The organism is Acinetobacter sp. ANC_7655 (genome assembly GCF_056784015.1).
Map to the genome: position 1 here is coordinate 119,399 of NZ_JBWYJB010000005.1, position 17,401 is coordinate 136,799.

General features: G+C 40.0%; 18 protein-coding genes. 6 read left to right on the forward strand and 12 right to left on the reverse strand.

The window, feature by feature from the left end; translation table 11 throughout:
• Positions 1-18 precede the first annotated feature (18 nt).
• The 4 genes from AC1M9N_RS07690 to lptF all read right to left on the reverse strand — a co-directional run bounded on the left by AC1M9N_RS07690 (position 19) and on the right by lptF (position 5,053).
• Positions 19-1,194, reverse strand: coding sequence for a S41 family peptidase (locus AC1M9N_RS07690; protein WP_228143113.1), 1,176 nt, complete (start codon positions 1,192-1,194; stop codon positions 19-21).
• Between the two features lie 20 nt (positions 1,195-1,214).
• On the reverse strand, positions 1,215-2,759 hold the full coding sequence (gene gpmI / locus AC1M9N_RS07695) for a 2,3-bisphosphoglycerate-independent phosphoglycerate mutase (protein ID WP_481613086.1): 1,545 nt from the start codon (positions 2,757-2,759) through the stop codon (positions 1,215-1,217).
• Between the two features lie 123 nt (positions 2,760-2,882).
• The gene (gene lptG, locus AC1M9N_RS07700) at positions 2,883-3,953 is read right to left on the reverse strand and encodes an LPS export ABC transporter permease LptG (protein ID WP_481591492.1); all 1,071 of its coding nucleotides are present in this window, start codon (positions 3,951-3,953) and stop codon (positions 2,883-2,885) included.
• A complete protein-coding gene (gene lptF / locus AC1M9N_RS07705; RefSeq protein ID WP_035263893.1) occupies positions 3,953-5,053 on the reverse strand; it encodes an LPS export ABC transporter permease LptF in 1,101 nt (366 codons plus the stop codon). Before lptF ends, lptG begins: the two co-directional genes overlap by 1 nt.
• A 143-nt stretch (positions 5,054-5,196) precedes the next feature.
• On the opposite strand from lptF, the gene AC1M9N_RS07710 reads away from it, so the two are divergent.
• The 4 genes from AC1M9N_RS07710 (at position 5,197) to AC1M9N_RS07725 (ending at position 8,010) form a co-directional block, all read left to right on the forward strand.
• On the forward strand, positions 5,197-6,636 hold the full coding sequence (locus AC1M9N_RS07710) for a leucyl aminopeptidase (RefSeq protein ID WP_481591494.1): 1,440 nt from the start codon (positions 5,197-5,199) through the stop codon (positions 6,634-6,636).
• Positions 6,636-7,043 carry a DNA polymerase III subunit chi gene (locus AC1M9N_RS07715; protein ID WP_481586716.1) on the forward strand — a complete coding sequence of 136 codons (408 nt, stop codon included), beginning with the start codon at positions 6,636-6,638 and terminating at the stop codon, positions 7,041-7,043. The genes AC1M9N_RS07710 and AC1M9N_RS07715 overlap by 1 nt, the downstream gene beginning before the upstream one ends.
• A 30-nt stretch (positions 7,044-7,073) precedes the next feature.
• Positions 7,074-7,682, forward strand: a complete 609-nt coding sequence (gene blhA / locus AC1M9N_RS07720; RefSeq protein ID WP_481591495.1) for a cell division protein BlhA — start codon at positions 7,074-7,076, stop codon at positions 7,680-7,682.
• 109 nt (positions 7,683-7,791) lie between these two features.
• The gene (locus AC1M9N_RS07725; RefSeq protein WP_481954542.1) at positions 7,792-8,010 is read left to right on the forward strand and encodes a hypothetical protein; all 219 of its coding nucleotides are present in this window, start codon (positions 7,792-7,794) and stop codon (positions 8,008-8,010) included.
• A gap of 44 nt (positions 8,011-8,054) precedes the next feature.
• Here the strand turns inward: AC1M9N_RS07725 and AC1M9N_RS07730 are convergent, their stop codons facing one another.
• From AC1M9N_RS07730 to glnK, 7 genes are all read right to left on the reverse strand, one after another.
• Complete coding sequence (locus tag AC1M9N_RS07730; RefSeq protein ID WP_180028159.1) at positions 8,055-8,603, reverse strand: VTT domain-containing protein; 549 nt, start codon at positions 8,601-8,603, stop codon at positions 8,055-8,057.
• 111 nt (positions 8,604-8,714) lie between these two features.
• A complete protein-coding gene (locus AC1M9N_RS07735) occupies positions 8,715-9,374 on the reverse strand; it encodes a riboflavin synthase (RefSeq protein WP_092767353.1) in 660 nt (219 codons plus the stop codon).
• Positions 9,375-9,402: 28 nt separating this feature from the next.
• Positions 9,403-10,695, reverse strand: a complete 1,293-nt coding sequence (locus AC1M9N_RS07740; RefSeq protein ID WP_180028158.1) for a DNA adenine methylase — start codon at positions 10,693-10,695, stop codon at positions 9,403-9,405.
• Entirely contained in the window at positions 10,692-11,789 is a 1,098-nt protein-coding gene (ribD, locus tag AC1M9N_RS07745) for a bifunctional diaminohydroxyphosphoribosylaminopyrimidine deaminase/5-amino-6-(5-phosphoribosylamino)uracil reductase RibD (protein ID WP_481591497.1), read from the reverse strand. The genes AC1M9N_RS07740 and ribD overlap by 4 nt, the downstream gene beginning before the upstream one ends.
• A gap of 31 nt (positions 11,790-11,820) precedes the next feature.
• On the reverse strand, positions 11,821-12,285 hold the full coding sequence (nrdR, locus tag AC1M9N_RS07750) for a transcriptional regulator NrdR (protein ID WP_092767359.1): 465 nt from the start codon (positions 12,283-12,285) through the stop codon (positions 11,821-11,823).
• A gap of 138 nt (positions 12,286-12,423) precedes the next feature.
• On the reverse strand, positions 12,424-13,818 hold the full coding sequence (locus AC1M9N_RS07755; protein ID WP_035263878.1) for an ammonium transporter: 1,395 nt from the start codon (positions 13,816-13,818) through the stop codon (positions 12,424-12,426).
• 59 nt (positions 13,819-13,877) lie between these two features.
• Positions 13,878-14,216: a P-II family nitrogen regulator gene (glnK, locus tag AC1M9N_RS07760; protein WP_004650081.1), complete on the reverse strand. Its 339-nt coding sequence runs from the start codon at positions 14,214-14,216 to the stop codon at positions 13,878-13,880.
• Between the two features lie 272 nt (positions 14,217-14,488).
• On the opposite strand from glnK, the gene AC1M9N_RS07765 reads away from it, so the two are divergent.
• Together AC1M9N_RS07765 and AC1M9N_RS07770 are read left to right on the forward strand one after the other, a co-directional pair.
• A complete protein-coding gene (locus tag AC1M9N_RS07765) occupies positions 14,489-14,716 on the forward strand; it encodes an accessory factor UbiK family protein (RefSeq protein WP_092767430.1) in 228 nt (75 codons plus the stop codon).
• A gap of 89 nt (positions 14,717-14,805) precedes the next feature.
• Positions 14,806-16,290 (forward strand): YifB family Mg chelatase-like AAA ATPase, encoded by a 1,485-nt coding sequence (locus AC1M9N_RS07770; protein ID WP_481954543.1) that lies wholly within the window; start codon positions 14,806-14,808, stop codon positions 16,288-16,290.
• A 44-nt stretch (positions 16,291-16,334) separates the two neighbouring features.
• Here AC1M9N_RS07770 and AC1M9N_RS07775 read toward each other — a convergent pair whose 3' ends face one another.
• Positions 16,335-17,075 carry a TorF family putative porin gene (locus tag AC1M9N_RS07775; protein WP_481954544.1) on the reverse strand — a complete coding sequence of 247 codons (741 nt, stop codon included), beginning with the start codon at positions 17,073-17,075 and terminating at the stop codon, positions 16,335-16,337.
• Positions 17,076-17,401: the final 326 nt, after the last annotated feature.

A 17,401-nucleotide genomic window follows, 5' to 3' on the forward strand; every position in this document is an offset into this window, starting at 1 on the left:
CCCCGATATTGATGATATTTAACGGCTTCTTAACAACAAATCGGCTGCGTGTTGGAGGTAAACCTCCTCCTTCATATCCTGCGGCCAAGGATATTCGATATTAGGGGCTATGCCTTGCCCATCAATCTCGACACCATTCGGTGTTAAGTAATGAGATACTGTCATTTGTAGTGCCGCACCATTTTCAAGTGGAAAGAGTTTTTGCACAACACCTTTACCATAACTCTTTTCACCAATGATTACGGCGCGTTGATGATCTTTCATTGCTGCCGTAAATACTTCTGCTGCAGAAGCCGAACGTTGATTAATCAATACTCCGACTTTAAGCCCTGTAAATTCATGTCCAGGTAAAGCTTGGAATTGTTGATCACCTTCTGAACGGCTACGTGTAGATACAATCAAACCCTGATTTAAAAATAAATCTGCCGTTTCCACAGCAGAAGATAATAATCCACCCGGATTATTTCTTAGATCTATTAAAACAGCTTTGAGTTGTTGGCTATGATGCTCATCGATATAACGTTTTATTTCATTCGCAGTATCTTGCTGAAAAACTTTCACCTTTAATAGTAAAACTTGATTACTCAGCATATGTGCTTGTATATCGGCAACATCTAGTTTTTGATTTCTCACTAAAATAATTGGAGATGAGTTCGGTGATCTTTGTAAACTGATGGTTGATCCAATCGAGCCACTGAGCAAGTCTTTGACTTGATCTTGGTTTAACAATCTAAGCTCTTGTCCATCAATTTTGTAAAGTGTAACGCCGTTGGCCAATCCTAATTTTGCCGAGTCACTATCGGGATCTAAATTTTCGATCTGCCATAAACCTCGTGAGGTATCAAAGCTAAGATCAAAATCGATACTCGCTAAATCCTCCTCGGTATATTTGAGGAGTTGGCGATAATCTTCTGGAGATAAATAGCGAGAGTAACGATCTAGCCCACTCACCAAACCTTGGATCGCTTGTAAAAATAACTGATCGTCAGTGACTTCAGTGACATAGTTTTCTTTTACTGTACCGTAAATCTGAACAAACTGCTGTATAGATTCAATCGGAACTTCTGAACTGTTTGATGACCAGTCTTCTTCTAATGGATCAACTGCTGGACCCTTAGATCCAGCAGCGAAAGCATGAACCCCATTCAAACTTAAAGCTAGACCTAACATGAGTTTGAATAACAATGGATTCATACTGAATTCCTTCTTATTTTTTAAACTAAAGTCACTAAATTGCGACCTTTCATTTCAGCAGGAACAGGCAACTGCATTAAATTCAATAATGTCGGTGCAACGTCTGCAAGCACCCCACCCTCTGCAATTTTTGCTTGAGTTGGACCTACATAAATAAATGGCACATGCTCAGTTGTATGTTGAGTATGGACTTGACCACTTTCATAGTCCTGCATTTGTTCAACATTACCGTGATCCGCAGTGATCAACATATGGCCTTTCTTCGCCATCACTGCATCATAGACACGACCTAAGCTGACATCCACTGCTTCTACTGCTTTAACGGCAGCATCGAATACCCCTGTATGTCCAACCATATCGCCGTTTGCATAGTTCACAACGAGTAAGTCAAATTCACCTGAATTAATTGCATTCACTAACTCATCAGTGACTTCATAAGCACTCATTTCTGGTTTTAAATCATAGGTTGCAACATTTGGTGATGGAATCAAAATACGTTTTTCACCTGGATACTCATCTTCACGACCACCACTGAAGAAGAAAGTCACATGGGCATATTTCTCAGTTTCCGCGATACGTAATTGAGTTTTACCTAAATTAGACAGGTATTCACCAATTGAATTGACCAACGGTTCTGGCATATATGCCACCGGCGCATCAATTGTCGCTTGATAGCGCGTTAACATGACAAATTTCGCAAGCTGAGGCACAACTTTACGCTCGAAACCATCGAAGCCTTGTTCAACAAATGCTTTTGTCAATTCGCGAGCACGATCTGCACGGAAATTCATAAAAACAACAGCATCACCATCTTGTACTGCGGCTACATCCCCAATACGTGTTGCTTTCACAAACTCATCTGACTCTTCAGCAGCATACGCTTGTTCGAGACCTTCCACAGCAGACTCAACTACGCGAACAGCCTCACCTTCTGTTAATAAACGATATGCTTGTTCGACACGATCCCAACGATTGTCACGATCCATTGCGAAATAACGACCGATCATCGTTGCAATTCGACCCTGACCTGGATATTGGGCAAATAATGCATCTAATTTTTCTAAAGATGGTTGTGCACTTTTTGGGGGAGTATCACGACCATCTAAGAAAGCATGTAAATAGACTTGAGCACCTCTTTTTAGTGCCAACTCTGCCATAGCAACAATATGGTCTTCATGAGAGTGAACACCACCTTCAGACAACAATCCAAAAATATGTACTGCTTTTTGATTTTCTTTTGCTTTTTCTACAGCATCAACCAATACTTCATGTTTATAGAAATCACCAGTACGGATATCTTTGGTAATACGAGTGAAATCTTGATACAACACGCGTCCAGCACCAAGATTCATATGACCAACTTCTGAATTCCCCATTTGGCCATCTGGAAGACCAACATCTTCACCTGAACCTGAAATCAGACCATGTGGATGATTCTGTTTCATTGCAGTTAAATTAGGTGTTTTCGCTGCAAGAAAAGCATTATCTTCGACCGCTTCACGATGACCCACACCATCCATAATGACTAAAACGTGAGGGATTTTGCCAGCAGTTGCATCCGTCATGATATACACTCTTTTCTGTTTACAAATTAATCAACGTATCTTAACGAATTTTTCATTAAGACTCTATCTGAACACGATGGCTTTGATTGATCTAGACCATCTATTTTTTAATTTAAAAATTCTCTAGCGCGCTCGATATAGCAAATAGCTACCTACCGCAAAGATAAGCACAATTGGCAGAAAAACAAACCAAGCTGGAGATGGTGAATACACCAAACTCGCGTACCCTAAGAAGTCTTGTAGGTAGTAAAAACCAAGCCCTACAAATAACGCAATCACTAAACGAAAACCCATAGACTGTTGCCGTAAAGGGCCAAAAATAAAAGAGCAAGCAATCAGTACGAGTGCCAACAATGCAAATGGCGAAGCCACTTTTTGCCAGAATGCAAGTAAATACGTTTTAGGAACTTGACTATATTCATCCATATAGCGCATAAAACTGATCAATTGGCTTGGAGCTAAATCTTCAGGATCAATCGTCACCATATGAACATATTTAGGTTGAAGCGCTAAAGCAACATCCTGCTGAGGAGTTTGAATCAGTCTCGAATAGCCTTCAGGAAAAATATCCATCTGACTGGCTTCAATTAAAGACCATTGTCCATTTTGTACAAATTGACCTTGATTCGCAGTCAAGACTGACTTCAGACGATAATCTTGATCAAAGTCCATCATCTCAACTTGACGTAACTGCCCTTGCGCATTTGCATAGTCAATATAAATAAATCGTTGACCTTCTCTAGTCCAATACCCTTTGACTTCGCCAAGCTCAGCAACAGAACGACGGTCTTTAATACTTTCCGCCCGCTCATTGGTGTAAGGAATAACATATTCACTGAGTAAAAATGAAAGCAATACCAAGAGCATTGCTGAGCGCATGACCCAACCCACAATACGCCACAGGCTAATCCCTGAAGCGCGCATGACAGTCAGCTCACTATTTGAAGCCATTGAACCCAAACCGAGCACTGCACCAATCAATGCTGAAATAGGTAAAATTTCATATAAATATTGCGGTGAAGCCCATAGAACATGAATAAGCGCTTGCCAAGCTCCATATCCTTCTTTCAGGCTGCCTAATTCACCCATATAGGTAAAAAGAATTTGAAGGGCTGATAAAATCGCTGTAGCACCCAACATCGCCAGCGCTGTGGTTTTCGTCACATGTTTTGCGACAATTCGACGTGCCAACATTATGATTTCACCTGCTCAATTCGTTTTTTTAACTTAGGTGCTAGTTTTTGTTTACGCGAGAAAATCGCTGCACCCACTGCATAAACAATCAAGATAGCGGGATAAGCCCAAATACCAATCTCATCTTTACTAATTCTGGTTTTAATCGCCATTAATGCCACAATCAAACTGGCAAAAATTAAGAGTGCAGGAAATAATTTTAAATATCGTCCTTGGCGTGGAGTAACCTCAGACAATGCCGTTGCTAACATCAATGCCACAATCAATGTAAATGGCACAAATATTCTCCAGCCCAATTCACTGGCTACTACAGGATCTTCACGAGTTTCAATTAACTTCGAAATTGGTAACGCTTCTACATCACCACTTTCAAATTTCGCCTCTTTATCACTTTCAAGACGCAAACGATATGAAGCAAATTCAGTATGACTATATTTCGGACTATCTTGATAAATTTCGTAACGGCGACCTTGGGTTAAATCAACAACACTCGCTGTTTCACCGACCATTTCAACACGTGTCGCTTCTTTCGCTAAAATCATGATGTCAGGTTTTTCAGGCTTATCTGCTCGCTGATAGAAGAAAATTTCTTTTAAGTTTTTACGATCTTCTGAAAGTGCACCAGCATAAATGGTATAAGGACCTGAGGAAATAAACTCTTTTGGACGTACCAAATCAAAGCCTGATCGAACCGCTTGGGTCGTCGTAAGCTTTTCAAATTCACGTATACCCCATGGAGACATCCATACCATTAATACTGTTTGAATGGCCAAATAAATGGCTGTGAGAGGTAACAATAAACGAGCCAATTGATTACGACTAACACCACTGCCATTGAGAACCGCCATTTCATGATCTACATACAGTCGGCCAAACACCAACATGAGACCAATGAAAAAACCTAAAGGTAAGATCAATGTCAAAAATTCTGGAAGACGGTAGCCAATGATGCTAAATAAAATACTCGCATCCATTCGACCCTGAGCTGCCACGCCAAAATACTTGATCAAACGCCCACCCAACATGATGAGTGTAAGCAATGAAATCACCACCACAGAGGTAGATACCACTTGTTTGACGAGGTAACGTCTTATAATCAAAGTAATCTTCCAAAATTAGGTTAAATCGGCTAGCGCTAGTTTACCCGAATGTTAAAAATATAAAACCTCATTGAAATTCTATCATTGGTAGTGTTTCAATGGTTTAATGATTTAAACGGTCTCAATAGGCACACAACAAGCATATGAAACTTTCAATTAATACATCATTGGCACAAATTTCAGAAAGCCAACATTTGGTTATTTTAGTCGACTCTGAAAACACCCATGCAGTTAAAAGCAACTATCAAATCAACAATTTAGACAGCCTAACTGAAGCAGCTCAATTCAAAGCAGGTTTCAATGAGTCTTTATCGTTATTGGGTCAAATTGATAATCAACCGAATAGCATTCTACTTGGCTTAGGTAATGCACAAGAAGTTAAAGCTGCAAAATTAGCAAAAATTGCACAAACTATTATCAAAGCTTCACAAAAAAAATTCAAACAAATCAGTGTTGATATTTCAGCTTTGCCGAATGAATTACACTACTTATTTGCACTTAAACTCACTCAATCTGCTTATGCTTTTGACGAGTTTAAGTCGAAAAAAAATGACTTTATACTCGAACAAGTTCATCTAATTGCATCAAACTCTACGCTAACGTCAAATCAACTCAACTTAATTCAAGCAATTGAAAGCGGTCAAAACGTTGCACGTGATTTAGCAAATCGTCCAGGAAATATTTGTTTTCCTGAATATTTAGCGGATCATGCAATTGCATTGGCAGCAGAATTCCCAGATTTATTGAAAGTAACCGTGCTAGATGAACAGCAAATTGCTGATCTTGGCATGAATGCATTTCTTGCAGTCAGCAAAGGTTCAGATCGCCCTGGACGTATCATTACTCTTGAATATCAAGGTCAACTTGAACAAGCTCCTATCGTCCTCGTGGGTAAAGGAATCACTTTCGATACGGGTGGTATTTCATTAAAACCAGGTTTAGGCATGGATGAAATGAAATACGATATGGGTGGTGCAGCTTCAGTTTTAGGAACCATGCGCTCACTCTGTGAAGCTCGCCTTCCGATTCATGTTGTAGGTGCAATTGCGGCGGCTGAGAACATGCCATCAGGTCATGCAACTCGACCAGGTGATATCGTCACCACGATGAGTGGTCAAACTGTTGAAATTCTAAATACAGATGCCGAAGGTCGCTTAGTCCTCTGTGACACGCTGACCTATGTCAAACGCTTTAACCCAGAACTTGTGATTGATATCGCAACATTAACAGGCGCTTGTGTTGTTGCTTTAGGCTCTGTTTTAACAGGTATGTTCACACCAGATGATGAACTGGCACATGAACTTTCTCAAGCTGGTGAACAATCCTTTGACCGTGTATGGCGTATGCCTGTCTATGATGACTACCAAGAACAGCTTGACTCTCCATTTGCTGATATTGCCAATATTGGTGGTCCAAAAGCTGGTGCTGTTACAGCTGCTTGTTTCTTGCAACGCTTCACACGTGAATATCGTTGGGCACATTTAGATGTTGCTGGTACAGCTTGGACATCTGGCGCAGCAAAAGGTGCAACTGGTCGCCCAGTTCCATTATTGGTTCAATTTCTCGCAAATCGCGTAAATTAATGTCTAGAATCAGCTTCTACTTATTTGAAAAGAGTCCAGAACGACAGGTCCAAAGTGCCTGTCGTTTATGTCGAAAAATTCTGCGTCACCCTGCAAAAATATGGATTCATTGTCCAGAATTGAGCATTCAAAACGAACTCGATGATTTACTTTGGAGTTTCGATCCGCAGAGTTTTTTGACACATGGCATTGATGATCAATCAGCAGCTATTTGTATTTCGTCTAAGCTCCCTGAAACTCAGGAATGGATCGTGTTTAATTTTCACATTCATGCACTTGAAGATCCTTCACGTTTCAGTCACATTATCGAAATTATTGAAAACAACGAAGCTGCCAAAGAAATTGGACGAGAGAAATATAAAACCTATCGAAAATTAGGTATCTCACCTCAAACACATAAACTTTAGCGCGTTGTCATTGGAAAAAGGAGAATCACGGTGGCCATTAATGTCGGTCAAGATTTTAAAAAACGTTGGTTGAAAGCGCCAGAAGCGGTTCGCCAAGCTTTTATCGACGACCTTAATCGCATCAGTGATTTACTCGAACCTCAAACTCAACCAGAGCAATGGCTAGACCATGATAATCGTGCCCAGCAAGTGGCTCAATTAAAGGTTGAACAGGCTTATGCGGATGAAAAAGCACGATTAATTGAAGAAGCTCGTATTCGTAAGCAATTGGCTTTAGAAAAATCATTAGCAGAAAAACGTGCACTGCAAGAGGCTTATAATCAAAAGCTTCTACAAGATGAATATCTTAAATTTCAACAACAAACCGATTCGCTCGTACAGTTACGACAAGTGATTGATGCAGAAATTGATGAATATACTGAAAAATACCAAAAAGTGACTACACCCCATCGGGACTTTTCAGGAAACTCTCCTGCGCATTTATCAATTCATCAAGATTTAGATACGATTCGTTTACGTCTCGAGCTTGAAGCTGAAACCATGATTGAAGATGCCGTACAAATCTTTAAATCAAAACTTCAAGCAGCAGCAAAAGAAGAGATCGAACTTATTTTAAAAAATACATCTCTACCTTCTTAGAGGCTCGAACGGTGGATGCTTAGTGTCATCAAAATGAAACATATTTGTCACACCATGAATGTAATTTAAATGCTCTCTGCGATTTGACAGACATGAGGAAAGTATCACCATGGATCTTTTAAACAACATCTCTGAACGAATCACTCATTTGAAATCTGGCGAACATGTCACGATCAGTGCTCAAGAACTATTGATTAGTCGAGCAGATTTTCAATCGGTTTTAGTGTATTTAAAACATGAGTCGAAAAGAGGCGACTTTTTAATTCAAGATGAAGAGTTGGTAGAGAATTGGTTTGATCGCACATCACTCACCATTAATAAAATTTAAAAGAGCCCACTGAGGGCTTTTTTTATCAGGTTTGAAGTATCAATTTAAGCAAAAAAATCTAAAACGGCTGAGAATATATTTCCCATGCCATACCCCATACCTAGTAAAAGTGCGATCCAAATCCAAGCACCAATAATATTGTAAAACATGAAACTGCTATAGCTCATATATCCAGAGCCAGCAGCGAATGGAGCAAAAGAACGTACAAAAGGGATAAAGCGCGCAATTAAAATGGTCTTACCACCATGTTTTTCGAAATAAGCATTCGTTTTGGCAATATACTCAGGTTTTAACCAACGTGAGTGGTCGCTAAAATATTTAATACCAAGCCATCGCCCTGTATAGAAATTGAGAATATAACCAAGGACTGAGGCGATAAATAATAACAATCCCATATAGTGCAAATGAATCAACTCAGTGGTCGAACATAAAGCACCGATGGCGATGAGCAAACTGTCCCCAGGTAAAAAAAACATGAAAACGGAACCATTTTCCGCAAATATCACTAAAAATAAAATTGCGTAAATCCATACGCCATATTGCTCTAATAAACTAGGTAAAAGCTGCTCTAAATGCAGTAAAAAATCAATCATTCTGAAGTTCTCTGAGCATGTTGCTTTCTCCTTTAGATAGATTGTATACCTAATTTATTTAAACAAAAAAACAGCCTAAAAATTTAGGCTGTTTTCTATTTTAATCATTTTTTAACGTAAAAAGCCATTCTGTGCTAAAAATTCCATGCTTAATTTAGACTCAGGTTTATGTTCAGCAGCCTTATCCCCAAGCAATAAACGTTCAATATATCGTGCAAGTACATCGACTTCTAAGTTTACTTTAGTCCCGACTTTCCACGTACTAATATTGGTCCGCTCTGCAGTATGAGGAATAAGATTTAAACTCAACACATTGCCACGTAGATGATTGATTGTAAGACTAATTCCATCAACTGTGATGGAACCTTTCTCCGCTAAATATTTTGCAATTTCAGGCGGGGCCGTTACCTCAAAATAGAGTGAACGTGCATCTTGACGTTGCACCGTAATTTCACCAACTACATCTACATGTCCACTAACAATATGACCACCAAAGCGAGTTGTTGGTAACATCGCTTTTTCTACATTGACGGTTTGCCCAACCTTCCAACTCGATAAAGTTGTACGATGAATACTTTCAAGTGACACATCTGCTTCGTACCATTGATTGCCCCATGCAATAACAGTTAAGCAGATGCCATTAGTCGCAATAGAATCACCCAAGTGAACATCAGACATATCAAGATCAGTCTGTATACGCAAGCGGATATCACCACCTACATTTTGTAAACTTTCGACTTTTCCTAAACTTTCTACAATGCCTGTAAACATAATGGGTACTCTTAAATTTGTTCTATTTTTACCATAAATCCAATTGTTCAGCGACGCCTGTAGTATCAACTCCACCCAATTCAGCATAGTGGTGTAACTGACCAAGTAACTGTCGAATTGGCGGTCCTGATTTTGCGTGCGTGTCGGTAATGACGATAAACTCAAGAACGCGCGCACGCTCAGACTGACGCTGCTTACTCACACGATATCTTGGAACATCTTGAGTCAAAATTGTGACTCGTCCACGCTCTAAATTCGCTTTAAGTAAATCGCCAGCCTCAATATTTCCATCCGTTGAATAGCTGGTCAAAATATAGCGTGCATTAATGGTTTGCAAAAGCTTTTCATACGCTTCTTTGGCATGTTTAGAAGAATTGTATGGGCTTGGTCGTTCTTTACGCCAAGCACGGTCGATTCCACTCTTGAAACCCTTAGTATCTGGACTTGGTAAATCTACCTGATCCCATAAAGTCAAAGCATTCAATACATGATAGTTGCTACTATACGCATGCTGATTATAGGGTGGATCCAAATATGCCACATCGACTTCGAAACCACTCATTTGGTTTGCTAAGTGTTGAGCATCCACACACCACATTTCAGCTGCTGGGCCTGTCAGATTTGAATTTTCACAAAAACGACTTGGGGTCAGCCATAGTAATGATTCAATTCGCTCTAAAGCCGTCTGAGTTTTACCGCCCCAGCCGTGATGGAAACTCTTAAATACGCCTGACGTATTACTCACAAAACTTGCTGAATACAATAAAGGTGCAAGTAAAGCGCTCATTTCCACATCATCAATTGCACCTTGAGCTTGCCAGGTTGCAATTTGTTGACGAATTGCATCAATGCGCATGCCATTTCGACGTTTGAAGAATAAACGGTCTCGTGAAGGATCATAGATCTCATCATTACGAGGACAAAGATTGTGTGTTACCCATCCTTTGACCTCAGGCAAGCGATTAAGATAATCAATTGCTTTCTGATATCCGCCTAATTCTTTAAAAGCAGGAGCTTCAGTACATGATAATATGGCATGATTGAGTGCGTGGCTGTAAGGCTCCCAATCATTAGCTATTACTCGGTAGCCATTTTGACGAGCCAAACGAGAAACCACACCACTCCCAGCAAAAAAGTCCGCAAAGATAGGCGCTCGACCTGAACTCGTATTCAAAGTTCCAGTGCTTTCTAATGCCTCAAGAATCAAATGTAATAAACGACGCTTGTTGCCTAAATAAGGCACAAGTTGATTAAACAAATACTCATCTGTCGTACGTGCTGCATGGCGACGTTTATGATAAACCGTTGACTCTGTACTCATAGCGACTCTTGATCAGGGATTAATTTTAAACGGATGTCATCACCTAACTGAGTTACATCTTGAAGTTTAAAACGGAGTTGTTCTGTCATTTGTTTAAATTCAGCATTAAACATTGGACGAGCTGATTGACCTAATAGTGTAGGCGCAATATAACTAATCAATTCGTCTACCAAATTTTCCTGCAAAAATGCAGTAGATAGGGTTGCACCAGCTTCCACCATCACATCATAGATTTGAAAATCTTTTAAGACTTTTAGCAACTCAACTAAGGGCTGAACTTCGAATTGAATCACGCCAAGTTGTGCAAGCTCTGCTCGAAATGGCCCCATGACCATGACAGTATCAGGATTCTCTAACACTTTAGCATCTAAAGGTAAGCGACCTTGACGATCTAAAATCACACGTTTAGGCTGCACAACTCGTTCTAATTGAATATTCGGTAGAGCTCTAACATTCAACTGACAATCATCAGCCAACACTGTTTCAATACCCGTGATCACTGCACCAGAAATTGCACGCCAATGTTGAACATCCTGACGTGCCAATTCACCTGTAATCCACTTCGACTCCCCTGAAGCCATTGCTGTACGACCATCGAGACTCGACGCGACCTTTAAACGTACATAAGGTAATCCCTTAGACATAGCTTTAAAGAAGCCTAAGTTCAAAGGACGCGCTTCCAACTCACAGATCCCGACTTCAACGTCTATACCTGCTTGTTGTAGGATAGCCACACCTTTACCAGCAACCAATGGATTAGGGTCTGAACAAGCCACTATCACTTTTGCAATGCCCGCTTCGACCAAACCTTTAGCACAAGGAGGAGTACGACCATAATGCGCACAAGGTTCTAATGTGACATACGCGGTTGCACCCTGTGCTTGCTCCCCTGCTTGACGAAGTGCAAACACTTCGGCATGTGGTTGCCCAGCTTGGGGGTGAAAGCCTTCACCAATAATCTGTCCGTCTTTGACAATGACACAACCTACATTAGGATTTGGTTTTGTCGAATATTGACCTTTCTTCGCCAATGCTATTGCACGACGCATCCACATTTGATCTTGATCGATCTTTTGTTGCGAGAACTCAGACATTCATAACCTTGAAGTTGAATTTGGGGCGAGATTAATGTTCTTGATCTCGGTGTTGCATTTGTTCGATTTGACGGCGGAACGCTTCTACATCTTGGAAATCTTGATATACAGATGCAAAACGTACGTATGCGACATGATCGAGTGCAAATAAAGCCTTCATTACAATTTCGCCTATAGTACGCGAACGCACATCACGTTCACCTAGTCGACGAATTTGAAGTTGAATATCACTGACCACCGCTTCAATTTGTTCTTGTGTCACAGGACGTTTTTGTAAAGCATGCATGAGTGAACGACGAAGTTTCGCTTCATCATAAGGTTCGTTTTTACCATCGGACTTGGTGACACGAGGCATCACCACTTCAAAACTTTCAAAAGTAGTAAAACGCTCATTACAACTAATACATTCACGACGACGACGAATTTGGCAGCCTTCAGCAGCTAAACGTGAATCAATCACCTTACTATCAGCGGCGTTGCAAAATGGACAATGCATAGCAGTTTAATTGAACAAATTCTATTTGCACCAAGTGTATCAAAAAATTCTGCTCATGTTGAGCTTTCATCAATATATAGAAAAAAAACAGCCCCAAAGGGCTGTTTCACACTATATATTGATTGTTGAGTTTAATCGTTATTCAACACGCTCACCATGTTGACTTAAATCCAGACCCATACGCTCATCGTCTGATTCAACACGAATACCGATGATTAAATCAATGACTTTTAAGATGATGAATGTCAGGATTGCTGAATAAGCGATTGTTGCAAGAACACCTTCAACTTGTACCCATAATTGGCTTAATACGTTTGTAGGTGCTGCATCGCCCATGATGAACTCACTTGCAAAGAATGCGGTTAGAATTGCGCCAACGATACCACCAACACCGTGAAGTCCAAAGGCATCTAATGAGTCATCCGCTTTCAATGCACGTTTTAATGCTGTAATACCCCAGAAGCATACGACACCACCAATTAAGCCCATCGCTAAAGCACCACCTACTGTCACGAATCCAGCAGCTGGCGTAATCACAACCAGGCCAGCTACCGCACCTGATGCGGCACCCAACACAGAAGCTTTGCCACGAACCACTTTTTCAGTGATTAACCATGAAATGGCAGCAGCGGCAGCAGCAACTTGAGTTACTACCAATGCATAACCTGCTGAACCATTTGCACCTAATGCAGAACCACCATTGAAGCCAAACCAGCCGACCCAAATTAAACTCGCACCAATGACAGTCAATGTAAGGTTATGTGGTGCCATTGATTCTTTGCCTAGCCCCATACGCTTACCAAGCATATACGCCGCAACTAAACCAGCAACACCTGAGTTAATATGAACAACAGTACCACCTGCAAAATCAAGTGCACCATCGTTACCTAACCAACCACCACCCCATACCCAATGTGTAATAGGAGCATAGACAACCACCACCCAAATTGCGATAAACGCAACAAAAGCACTGAATTTCATACGCTCAGCAATAGAACCACTGATAATGGCAACGGTAATGATTGCAAATGTCATCTGGAAGATGACAAATAAAATTTCTGGAATTGTTCCACTCAATGCTTCTGTAGTGATACCAGACAACATAAATTTATCTAGACTTCCAATAAAGGCATTACCTTCACCAAAAGCAAGTGTGTAGCCAACCACTACCCAAGCGATACTGACCACCGCAGCAGCGACAAAGCTGTGTGCCATGGTACTTAAGACATTTTTTTTACGTACCATACCGCCGTAGAACAGCGCTAAACCAGGAATGGTCATGAGTAAAACGAGTGCAGTTGAAACTAAAATCCAGGCAGTGTCACCCGTATCAAGAACTGCCGCTTCTTCAGCAGGAGCTTCTTCTGGAGCTGCTGGTAATGTTTCAACCAAATTAGAATCTGTAGATGAAGCCTCAGTTTCAACAACTGCAACTTCAGTAGAAGTTGGTTCTGACACTGCTTCTTCAGCCCATGCGACAGAACCACCTAAGAGTGCGCCAGACAAGCTCAGCGCCATTAGCATTTTTTTCATTCGTATCCCCCAACCTAGTTTTTGTGAGTTATTCGCTACTCAGCAAACTTCATGCCAAATTAAACTGCATCAGCACCAGTCTCACCAGTACGGATACGGATAACTTGTTCTAGATTCGTCACGAAAATTTTTCCGTCACCAATTTTGCCAGTACTAGCTACGCGTGTAATTGATTCAATCACTGAATCAACCATTTCGTCACTGATTGCGATTTCAATTTTTACTTTAGGTAAAAAATCAACCACATATTCAGCGCCACGATAAAGTTCAGTATGACCTTTTTGACGACCAAAACCTTTTACTTCAGTTACGGTGATCCCTTGAACGCCAATTTCAGAGAGTGCTTCACGCACGTCATCTAATTTGAATGGTTTTACAATTGCTGTTACGAGTTTCATGTTGTTTTCCTTCGGCTTTTTTCACCAGTAAGGTTTTATGTTCAAATTTCATGCCAAACTTCATAATGGTTGGGGATATTAATCAGCTAGCATGAACTTATTTATAACCTATTTTATACGCCTACACGGTCTTATGTTCTAAAAATATTGGGAATTTTGATGGATTTTTTTTATGTTGTTATTGGTTTAACCTATGAAATGTAGTTAACACTAGGGTCAATCCAAAACGAATGTTAAACTTCAATGTTGATGACTTATTATTCGGAAGAACTATGATTGAAACTTTATTACAGGCAATCTTAGAACAGGTTGACCAACCCAAAAAAGATTTAGAAAAAAATGTGAGAGCGTTGTTAAACGAAGCGATTAGTAAAATGGATTTGGTTTCTAAAGAAGAAATCGAGCGTCAGAAAACTGCACTAAACAATGCCAATTTGCGTTTAACAGAACTTCAAACGCAATTAAAATCATTAGAAAGCTTAATTTCCGATCAAAAATAAGCAACATTGCACTAATACAGTGCTTAAACACAAAGTTAGCGATTAAAAATAAAGCAATTCTAAAAATAATATAATAATGGTTCAGTTTTATGTCATTTGCCAAAATTTATACCCGAGGTCTTCTTGGTTTACATGCACCACTGATTGAAGTCGAGGTTCATGTCAGCCAAGGATTACCTTCACTCACCATTGTAGGTCTTCCAGAAGCTGCTGTTCGAGAAAGTAAGGATCGTGTCCGTTCTGCAATCATTAATAGCGGTTTTCAATTTCCAACCAAACGGCTGACGATCAATCTAGCCCCAGCTGATTTACCCAAAGATAGTTCAAGGCTTGATTTACCTATTGCTTTGGGGATTTTAATCGCTTCTGGGCAACTAGATGATCAAAATATTGACCGTTTTGAATTTATAGGTGAATTGGCACTCGATGGTCTGTTAAGACCTGTAACTGGAACTTTGACTATCGCAATGGCATGTCAAACCGCAGGTCATGAGTTAATGATTCCTGTGAGTAATTTGGATGATGCAGCCCTTCTTCCCAATTTTGAGGTGTATACAGCCAAGTCATTAAAAGATGTTTGCCAACACTTTGATCAATCGAGTCCAATTCAACCCATATTAGCGAATAAAACGATCCAACCTCAAATAAATCGATTTGATCTCGCTGATGTCAAAGGTCAATTACGTCCAAGACGCGCCTTAGAAATTGCAGCAGCTGGTGGACATTCGATTTTATTTAAAGGCCCACCAGGCACTGGTAAAACACTGCTTGCCTCAAGATTGTCTGGCATCTTGCCCCCATTAACCAATCAAGAACACTTAGAGGTCGCGAGTATTTACTCCATAGCAAATGCACCTTATCAATTTGGTCATCGCCCCTTTAGAGCACCACATCATACAGCATCCGCTGTGGCCTTGGTTGGTGGTGGATCACACCCTCGACCAGGTGAGATCACCTTAGCCCATTTAGGTGTACTTTTTCTCGATGAATTACCTGAGTTTGACCGAAAAGTCTTAGAAGTATTGAGGCAGCCTCTTGAGTCGAAAGAAATCATAATTTCAAGAGCATCAAGACAAATTACTTTTCCCGCTAATTTTCAATTTGTCGCTGCAATGAATCCATGTCCATGTGGATACGCCTTCAATCAAGATAGTCGTTGTCAATGTTCACCTGAATCAATTAAGCGCTATCAAAATCGAATTTCTGGCCCTCTACTAGATCGGATTGACTTACATATTGATGTGCCACCTTTACCTCCCCAAGACATGCAAAGCACTACACCGATGGAGAATTCTGAAACCGTCAGAAAACGGGTGATTCAGGCCTATGAGCTGCAAATTCAACGACAAGGTGTGACAAATCAAAATCTAAGCTCTCAACAGCTTGATCAAGTGGCTCAACTAGATGATTCTGCAAAAAAGATTATCGCTATGGCCCAACAACGTTTGAATTTATCAGCACGTTCTTACCACCGAATCTTACGTGTCGCTCGTACAATTGCTGACTTAGCGTGTTCTGAACACATACAAACAGCTCACTTAACTGAAGCACTCTCTTATCGTAAACAGGAATAAAAAAAAGCGACTCAATTGAGTCGCTTTTTTTTATTCAGTTGAGTTTAAAAGCTATAACCTAATGCTAGTACCATTTTATTCTTTAAATTGTTTCCATAACGATCATCACCGCCAATAATATAATTCATGCTTGCTGTGACACCTGTTTCCCCTAAAGCTTTACTTAGACCAATATCAAAGTGACGGAAATTAAAACTTTCTGACTCTGGTGTTTCTGCAACATACTTACCGTCTTTTTCATAAACATATAAACCCAAAGCTGTGTCCAAGCTAAAATCGTTTGGTAGAGGATAACTATATGTAGCTTTTAAATATGTGTCTCCAGCGTTCCCCCAACCTGTATCCTCCAACAAAGTTTGAGCAGTTACTCCGACATCTTTGTAATTCAGACCGAGTAATAATTCAAAGCCATCATAAACTGAGGTTTCAACGTCATAATAATAGTAATAAGTTGTACCTACAGTAAAACCAGTGTTTTCATTGATTGAACCGTTGTAACCCACATAAAAATTATTTTCCATTGGATTGTTAGTACCGTAAGCATCTGTACCTAACGTAGATGTCCACCACCCTGCGTACAATCCAGAACTATGGCTATAGTCTAATCCACCTTGTAATGTAGCTTCAGTATTTTCAGGAGCTGCCGTATTACCACGCAATATATAACTTGATAAAACACTGATATTACCTGATACAGAATGCGGTGAAGTTGGTACCTCAGCAAAACTAAATGTTGATGCAGATGCTACAACTGCTAGACCCAATGCTTGAATTGCTAATTTCATATTTATGTTCCCCCACATCATGATTAGATGCTTTTTCGGTTTATTTGTTGAACTCATATGTGAATTAGCAATAGCTATGCCAAAGTTAAAGGTGTTTAGATAAAAAAGGAATTTAAACAACGAGATAAAATAATTTAAATTAATGATTTTATTATTATATTTATTTAAATTTCTTATTTTCAAAAATATTCAAAGAAATTTTTTTTGACGATCCACTTGAGTTAAAGGCATATCTTTTTAGATTACACATTCATTTACAAGATGCATCATTTTAAGGCTATTTTTTAAACAAATTTAAAATTGGAGTATCAATTTAGTGCGGCATG